Source organism: Sphingomonas sp., from assembly GCF_019746015.1.
Classification (GTDB): Bacteria; Pseudomonadota; Alphaproteobacteria; order Sphingomonadales; family Sphingomonadaceae; genus Sphingomonas.
The window spans coordinates 22503-30323 of record NZ_JAIESM010000034.1 but is presented as its reverse complement, the minus strand read 5'-3'; the positions used below and the strand labels follow the sequence as shown (position 1 = coordinate 30323).

Here is a 7821-nt window from a genome sequence, read left to right as displayed (position 1 = left end):
GCTGGCGACGAACGGCACCAGCGACGCCGCCACCGCCGCCAGCATGGAGAGGATATAGGCAATCTCCAGCCCGTCATGCGGCGCGACGGGCCACAGCAGGATGGCGGCGATGCTGATCGTCCACGGCTCGATGATCGCGCGCGCGGTAACGGTCGCGCGCAGATTGTGGCGATAGGCAAGGGCAGCGAGCGACACGTCCGACCAGGCAATCGCAAAAACGATCAGCGGCAGCAGATGGGCAAAGCCAGTGGGCGGCCCGCCGGGATACATCAGCTGCGGCAGCGCGAACAGCACGCCGCTTGCCGCCAGCGACGCGAGCAGCGCCACCACCAGCGCATCCCAGGCGACATGCGCGTGCGGCCGGTCGGTCGTCGCCAGCGCCTGCGCCAGGCCCCGCTTCATGCCCAGCGTCGCGAGCAGCGCGGCCAGCTCCACCACCACCACGGCCAGCGCGAACCGGCCCAGCGTTTCCGGGCCATAGAGGCGCCCGGCCACGAACAGGAACGGCACGCGCGCCGCCAGCCGCAGGATGAAGCCGAACACATTGGTGCGGCCCCCACGGGCAAGGGCGGCGATCTGGTCGGCGGGGGCGGCCTCGCTCAATGCGCGGTGCCCCAGTCGGGACCGACCCCGATCTCGACGGCCAGCGGCACCGACAGCGGCACGGCCGGCTCGGCGGCATGGGCCATCACCCGTTCGATCACCGGCCGGGCGGCCGCGACATCGCCTTCGGGCAGTTCAAACACCAGTTCGTCATGCACCTGCAGCAGCATGCGGACATGCGCCAGCCCGGCGTCCGCCAGCGCGTCGTCCATCCGCGCCATTGCGCGCTTGATGATGTCGGCGCTGGTGCCCTGGATGGGGGCGTTGATCGCGGCGCGCTCGCTCCCCTGCCGCTCGGCCTGGTTGGGCGATTTCAGGCGCGGGAAATGGCATTTCCGGCCGAACAGCGTCTCCGTATAGCCGGTGTCGCGTGCGCGCGTGATCGTCTCGGCGATATAGAGGTTGATGCCGGGAAACCGCTCGAAATAGCGGTCGATCATCGCCTGCGCCTCGTCGGGCGTCACTTCCAGCCGGCCGGCCAGGCCCCAGCGCGAAATGCCGTAGAGAATGGCGAAGTTGATCGTCTTGGCGCGCGCGCGGGTGTCGCGCGTCACCTCGCCGAACAGTTCCTGCGCGGTCATCGCGTGAATGTCGGCGCCGTCGGCAAAGGCCGCCTTCAGCGCCGGCACATCGGCCATGTGCGCGGCAAGCCGCAGTTCGATCTGCGAATAATCGGCGGCGAGCAGCACATGGCCGGGCTCCGCCACGAAAGCGCCGCGGATCTGCCGGCCGATCTCGGTGCGGATGGGGATGTTCTGCAGATTGGGGTCGGTGGAGGAAAGCCGGCCGGTCTGCGCGCCGGTCAGCGAATAGCTGGTGTGGACGCGCCCCGTTTCCGGGTTGATCTGTGCCTGCAGCGCGTCGGTATAGGTGGATTTCAGTTTCGCCAGCTGGCGCCAGTCCAGCACGCGCGCGGCCAGCGTGGCGCCGGCTGATCCCTTGTCGGCGGCCAGCCGTTCCAGCTCGCTGGCGTCGGTCGAATAGACGCCGGTCTTGCCCTTGCGCCCGCCCTTCAGCCCCATCCGCTCGAACAGCACCTCGCCCAGCTGCTTGGGGCTGCCGATGGTGAAGGGCGCGCCGGCAAGGCCGTGAATTTCCTGTTCCAGCGTTGCCATCTGCCCGGCAAATTCGGCCGACAGCGCGGCCAGCCGCTGGGCATCGACACGGATGCCGTGCCGCTCCATCCGCGCCAGCACCGGGGCGAGCGGCCGGTCGACCATTTCATAGACCCGGGTCGCGCCCTGCGCCGCCAGCCGCGGCTTGAACCGGCGCCATAGCCGGAGCGTGACATCGGCATCCTCGGCGGCATAGCGGGTGGCGGTTTTCAGGTCGATCTCGGCAAAGCCGCGCTGGTTGCGGCCCGAGCCCACCACATCCTTGAACGCGATGCAGCGATGCGCGAGCTCGCCCGCGGCCAGTTCGTCCATGCCATGGCCGTTGAGGCCGGCCGAAAGCGCAAAGCTCATCAGGATGGTGTCGTCATAAGGCGCCACCTGAATGCCCAGCCGGCCCAGCACGATCATGTCATATTTGAGGTTATGCCCCACCTTCAGCACGCCCGGCGCTTCCAGCAGCGGTTTCAGCCGCGCGATCACGCGGTCACGGTCCAGCTGCACCGGCTTTTCGGCGAACATGTCGGTGCCGCCATGGGCAAGCGGAATGTAGCAGGCGCGGTTGGGCGCGGTCGCCAGGCTGATGCCGACCAGCTGCGCCTGGGTCGCGTCGAGCCCGGTCGTCTCGGTATCGACCGCGACGACGCCCAGCGCCTCCGCCTCGGCGATCCAGCGGTCGAGCGCGGCCTCGTCGACGACCGTTTGATAGGCGTCATAGTCGACAGCCGGTTCTGGCGCGGCGGCGGCCGGGGCCGGGGCGGCGCTGGCCGTGCCATCGGCGGCGCCCGCCGGGGCGGGCGTGGCGGCAAGCTTGGCCAGCATCGAATTGAAGCCATGTTCGGCGAGGAAAGCGCGCAGCGGCTCGGGCGGAATGCCCTTCAGCACCAGCGCGTCGAGCGGCTCGGCGAGCGGCGCATCGTCCTTCAGCGTGACGAGCACGCGCGACAGCCGCGCCATTTCGGCATGGTCGATCAGATTGTCGCGCAGCTTGCCCGGCTTCATCCCCGGCGCAGCGGCAAGCACGGTTTCCAGATCGCCATGTTCGAGGATCAGCTTGGCCGCCGTCTTGGGGCCGACCCCGGGCACGCCGGGCACATTGTCGACGCTGTCGCCCATCAGCGCGAGCACGTCGCCCAGCTTTTCCGGCCCCACGCCGAATTTTTCAACCACCGCCTCCGGCCCCAGCCGGCGGTTGTTCATCGTGTCGAGCATGTCGAGCCCGGGCGCGATCAGCTGCATCAGGTCCTTGTCACCCGACACCACGGTGACCGCCCAGCCCTTGGCCAGCGCGGCGCGGGCATAGCTGGCGATGATGTCGTCGGCCTCGAGCCCCTCTTCCTCGATGCAGGGCAGCGAAAAGGCGCGGGTCGCGTCGCGGATCAGCGGGAATTGCGGCACCAGATCTTCGGGCGGCGGCGGGCGGTGCGCCTTGTACTGGTCATAGAGTTCGTTGCGGAAGGTGTGGCTCGACTTGTCGAGCACCACCGCCATATGGGTGGGGCCGTCCGCCGCGTTCAGATCGGCCGCCAGCTTCCACAGCATCGCGGTATAGCCATAGACGGCCCCCACCGGCACCCCTTGCGGATTGGTGAGCGGCGGCAGCCGGTGATAGGCGCGAAAGATATAGCCGGAGCCGTCAACCAGATAGAGATGGGCCATAGCCGCCAGCCGATAGCAGCGTGCGGCCGCCCCGACAAAGGGCTAGTTTGTCGCAAGGGTTAACGGCGGAACGCGCGCTAGTAGATGCCGCCCAGCCCGGTGCCGGGGCTCGCGGTGCCCGCCATGCTTGTGCCCGGCGCGTGAAAGGCAATGATGCTGGCGACGACCGACTGCATCAGCGCCTGCCGCTCCCCCACCGGGCGCGGGGTATCGCCGATCATCACCGCAATCGCATAGGATCGGCCATCGGGCGCGGTCAGGATGCCGACATCATTATAGCCGGCGGTGCGCCCGACCAGATTCTGCCCCGTCCCCGTCTTGTGGCCAAAGCGCCAGCCCGTCGGCACTGCGCCGCGCAGCCGCATCTTGCCGGTCTTCGACGCTTCCATCGTGGCGATCAGATAGCCGGTCGAGAAGGGCGACAGCAGATCGCCCTTTTTCAGCCGGGCCAGCGCCCCGGCAATCGCCGCCGGTGCCGCACCATCCGGCGGATTGGCGACATAGGCATCGTACGCCGCCAGCCGCTGCGCCAGCGGCAGCGCGGCGCGGGCGCGCACGAAGCGGTTGCCGGTGGCCAGTTCCGGCCGCCATTCCAGCCCCGCCGTCTGCGCCTGGAGCAGTCGCTCGCCCGGGCCGAAGCGGATGTCGCCCAGCCGCTTGGCGGCGATGAAGCGGCGCACCGCGTCGGGCCCGCCGACGAAGCGCAGCAGCCGGTCGTTCGCGGTATTGTCGCTTTCGGTCAGCGCGCGCTGGAGCAGGTCGCCGACGGTCGTCTGATAGCCGTCATCCTTCACCATTGCCGCAATCGGCTGGTGAAACACGGTCAGGTCTTCGCGCGTCACGGTGACCGGGGTGGACAGCGTCAGCCGCCCGGCGTCGAGCGCGTCGAGCACGGTCATTGCCACCCACAGCTTCGACACGCTCTGCTGCGGCAGGCGCTGCTCGCCGCCGGTTGCCACCTGCCAGCCCTGGTCCACGCTGACCACGGCGATGCCGGCCTTGCCCTGGAACTGGCGCACGGTGAGCGCAATCGCATCGGCAAGGCCCGCAGGCGCCGGGGCGGTGGCGCGCAACGTGGCGGCACTGCGCATCGCCACCGGCATGCCGGCGCGGTCGGGCGACTGTTGCGCGCTGCTGGCGCCCATCAGGGTGGAAATGGCGAGCCCCGCCAAGGCGATGGCGGCGGCGCGACTCGGACCGGAACGAGAATAACCGCGTCGATTCAACGTGATACTAACCATAACATCGCTGTCATGCGCGACCCCCGCTTACTATGCCATTTAAGCGCGGGCCGGTTTGCGACGAACCCCCGAAATTATACGATAAACCGTGTATCTGCCCGATGCCGGGACAGTCGATCACGGCACCAGGATGGTGTCGTGCGCGATCGGCAGCATGTGGGGATAGTCCAGCGTATAGTGCAGGCCCCGGCTTTCGCGTCGCGCCAGCGCACAACGCACGATGAGATCGGCGGTCTGGAGCAGGTTGCGCAGCTCGATCAGGTCGGGCGTCACACGGAAATGGCCGTAATAGTCGTCCACTTCCTCGCTCAGCATGTTGATGCGGTGCTGCGCGCGTTCCAGCCGCTTGGTGGTGCGCACGATGCCGACATAATTCCACATGAACCGGCGGATCTCGGTCCAGTTCTGCTTGATGACGACCTCCTCGTCGCTGTCGGCGACGCGGCTTTCGTCCCAGGGGCGGATCGCGGGCGGCGGCGGCAGATCGGCCCAGTGCGCGGCGATGTGGCTGGCAGCACTTTCACCGAACACGAAACATTCGAGCAGCGAGTTGGACGCCAGCCGATTGGCGCCGTGCAGCCCGCTCTCGCTGCATTCGCCGGCGGCATAAAGCCCGGGCAGGTCGGTGCGCCCGTCGCGGTCGATGATGATGCCGCCACAGGTATAATGCTGCGCCGGCACCACCGGAATCGGCTCGCGCGTCATGTCGATGCCCAGCCCCAGCAGCTTTTCGTAGATGGTCGGGAAATGGCCGCGGACGAACTCCGCGCCCTTGTGGCTGATGTCGAGATGGACGTAATCGAGCCCCAGCCGCTTGATCTCATGGTCGATCGCGCGCGCCACCACGTCGCGCGGGGCCAGTTCGGCACGGGGGTCGAAATCGGGCATGAAGCGGTGGCCGCCCGCCACACCTTGATGATCAGGCAGCAGCAGATGCCCGCCCTCGCCGCGCACCGCCTCGGTAATCAGGAAGTTCTTGATGTCGAGATTATAGAGGCAGGTCGGGTGGAACTGCATGAATTCCATGTTGGCGACGCGCGCACCGGCGCGCCATGCCATCGCAATGCCGTCCCCGGTCGCGCCGCGCGGCGCGGTGGAGAAGAGATAGGTGCGCCCCGCCCCGCCGGTCGCCAGGATGGTCGCCCGCGCGGTGAACAGCTCGACCCGCCCGGTCTCGCGGTTGACGGCATAGACGCCCCACACATTGCCGGCACCCGAATAGCGCATCTCGTGCCGGCTGGTGGCAAGATCGATCGCCACCCGGTTGGGCACCAGCGTGATGTTGGGGTGCGCCTCTGCCGCATGCTGCAGCGCCTGCTGCACCGCCCAGCCGGTGGCGTCGTTCACATGCACGATCCGCCGGTGGCTGTGCCCGCCTTCGCGCGTCAGGTGGAGCGCGTTCCCCTCCATGTTGAACGGCACGCCCAGTTCCACCAGCCGGGCAATGGCGCGCGGCGCCTGGCCGACGACGAACTCGACCGTCTCGCGCTGGTTGAGCCCGGCGCCGGCAACCATCGTGTCCTCGACATGGCTGTCAAAGGTATCGCCGGGCTCCAGCACGGCGGCGATGCCCCCTTGCGCCCAGGCGGTCGAGCCATCGTCGATCCGGCTCTTGGCAAGCACGGTCACCCTGAACCGGTCGGCAAGGTTGAGCGCGGCGGTCAGGCCAGCCGCGCCCGAGCCGATGATAAGGACATCCGTATCATGCGGATTTACAGTCACGGCGCTCCCGCCGCCTCTGTGATCGTCAGCACATCTTCGGTGACCAGATCACGCTGGGCGATCCGGTCATGCAACGTGAAGCGCACCCGATAGCCGCCAAGCGGCTCGCCTGGCTCCACACGCAGGCCAAGTTGAGCAGCGCCGAGAGCCAGCAGGTTACGCGCTGGTGCCGGCGCGCGCCAGACTTCCACAGCTTGGTGCTCGGCATAGACTTTGCCGTTGGGATCGGTGATGACGATGTCCGCCGTAACATCGCATCGGCCATCCGCATCGGCGGTGCAGTTCGCAAAGACAACCGTCACGAAGATGGGCTTGTTGCGAACCCCGTTGCGTGTTGTTGACAGATGCGCGCCTGCTGTCTTCACGCCCCATTCACGAGCGAACCTGTCAGGGTCTTCATACGAAATCTGGATGGCCGCAAAGTCGCCCTGCCGCGCCTCGTTGCTCGGCGCGGCAGCATCAGCGATCTGGGCGGCGGAGAGTAGAGCGGGCAACGCGGCTAACATCATGGGACCGACCGCGTCAGATTCAGGAACACATCTTCCAGATCGGCTTCCTTGGTCGAGACGTCGACGATGCCCAGCCCCGCCGCCTGCACCGCGGCCAGCACCTGGCCGGCATTCACCCGGTCCTTGCGATAGGTGATGTCGAGCACCCGCTCGCCCTTCAGCGCGATCTTTTCGAATACGGCGTCGGTGGGTGCGGTGGTCAGGTCGCGGTCAACCGTCACCTCGACCATCTTTTCGGTCGCCATGCCAACCAGCGTGCGGGTGGGCTCGTTGGCGATCAGCTTGCCATGGTTGATGATGGCGATGCGGTCGCACAGCTCCTCGGCCTCTTCCAGATAATGGGTGGTCAGCACCACCGTGGTGCCGGCCGCGTGGAGCGTGCGGACGAAATCCCACAGCTGCTTGCGCAGTTCGATGTCGACCCCGGCGGTCGGCTCGTCGAGCACCAGCACCGGCGGCGCATGGACCAGCGCCTTGGCCACCATCAGCCGGCGCTTCATGCCGCCCGACAAGGTGCGCGAATAGGCGCGCGCCTTGTCCTCCAGATGCACCGCGCGCAGCAGTTCCAGCGAGCGCCGCTCGGCCTTGGGCACGCCGTACAGCCCGGCTTGAATCTCCAGCGTCTCGACGGGGGTGAAGAAGGGGTCGAAGGTGATTTCCTGGTTGACGATGCCGATCGACGCCTTGGCGTTGCGCGGGTGCGCGTCGATGTCGAAGCCCCAGATGCTGGCGGTGCCGCTGGTCTTGCGCACCAGGCCGGCGAGGATGTTGATCAGCGTCGATTTGCCCGCGCCATTGGGGCCGAGCAGCCCGAAAATGCTGCCGCGCGGCACCTCCAGGCTCACCTCGTCAAGCGCGCGCTTGCCGCCGGCATAGGTTTTGGAGAGGCGGTCGATGGAAATCGCGGCGTCGGTCATGCTGATGCGGGCATAGGCCGCACCGGCGCCCAAGGCAATTGCGGGCGTCGGGCGGGCT

The 7821-nt window shown here is 67.7% G+C and carries 6 protein-coding genes; all 6 read right to left on the bottom strand.

Annotated features, from left to right (window positions below):
- Positions 1 to 603, bottom strand: a 603-nt coding sequence (locus tag K2Y03_RS05435; protein WP_367114752.1) for a lipopolysaccharide biosynthesis protein, incomplete at its 3' end; no start/stop codon positions are given.
- The gene (gene polA, locus K2Y03_RS05430) at positions 600 to 3374 is read right to left on the bottom strand and encodes a DNA polymerase I (RefSeq protein WP_294088921.1); all 2775 of its coding nucleotides are present in this window, start codon (positions 3372 to 3374) and stop codon (positions 600 to 602) included. The genes polA and K2Y03_RS05435, both read right to left, overlap by 4 nt.
- Positions 3375 to 3451: 77 nt before the next feature.
- A complete protein-coding gene (locus tag K2Y03_RS05425; RefSeq protein WP_294088920.1) occupies positions 3452 to 4519 on the bottom strand; it encodes a serine hydrolase in 1068 nt (355 codons plus the stop codon).
- Positions 4520 to 4732: 213 nt separating this feature from the next.
- Complete coding sequence (nadB, locus tag K2Y03_RS05420; RefSeq protein WP_294088918.1) at positions 4733 to 6337, bottom strand: L-aspartate oxidase; 1605 nt, start codon at positions 6335 to 6337, stop codon at positions 4733 to 4735.
- Entirely contained in the window at positions 6334 to 6846 is a 513-nt protein-coding gene (locus K2Y03_RS05415; protein ID WP_294088917.1) for a hypothetical protein, read from the bottom strand. Before K2Y03_RS05415 ends, nadB begins: the two co-directional genes overlap by 4 nt.
- Positions 6843 to 7763, bottom strand: coding sequence for an ABC transporter ATP-binding protein (locus K2Y03_RS05410; protein WP_294088915.1), 921 nt, complete (start codon positions 7761 to 7763; stop codon positions 6843 to 6845). Before K2Y03_RS05410 ends, K2Y03_RS05415 begins: the two co-directional genes overlap by 4 nt.
- Between the last annotated feature and the right edge of the window lie 58 nt (positions 7764 to 7821).

What these genes read in the sequence shown, in the direction of transcription:
- polA (WP_294088921.1), bottom strand. Translation starts at nt 3,374, where the DNA reads ATGGCCCATCTCTATCTGGTTGACGGCTCCGGCTATATCTTTCGCGCC.
- K2Y03_RS05425 (WP_294088920.1), bottom strand. Translation starts at nt 4,519, where the DNA reads ATGGGCGCCAGCAGCGCGCAACAGTCGCCCGACCGCGCCGGCATGCCG.
- K2Y03_RS05415 (WP_294088917.1), bottom strand. Translation starts at nt 6,846, where the DNA reads ATGATGTTAGCCGCGTTGCCCGCTCTACTCTCCGCCGCCCAGATCGCT.
- K2Y03_RS05410 (WP_294088915.1), bottom strand. Translation starts at nt 7,763, where the DNA reads ATGACCGACGCCGCGATTTCCATCGACCGCCTCTCCAAAACCTATGCC.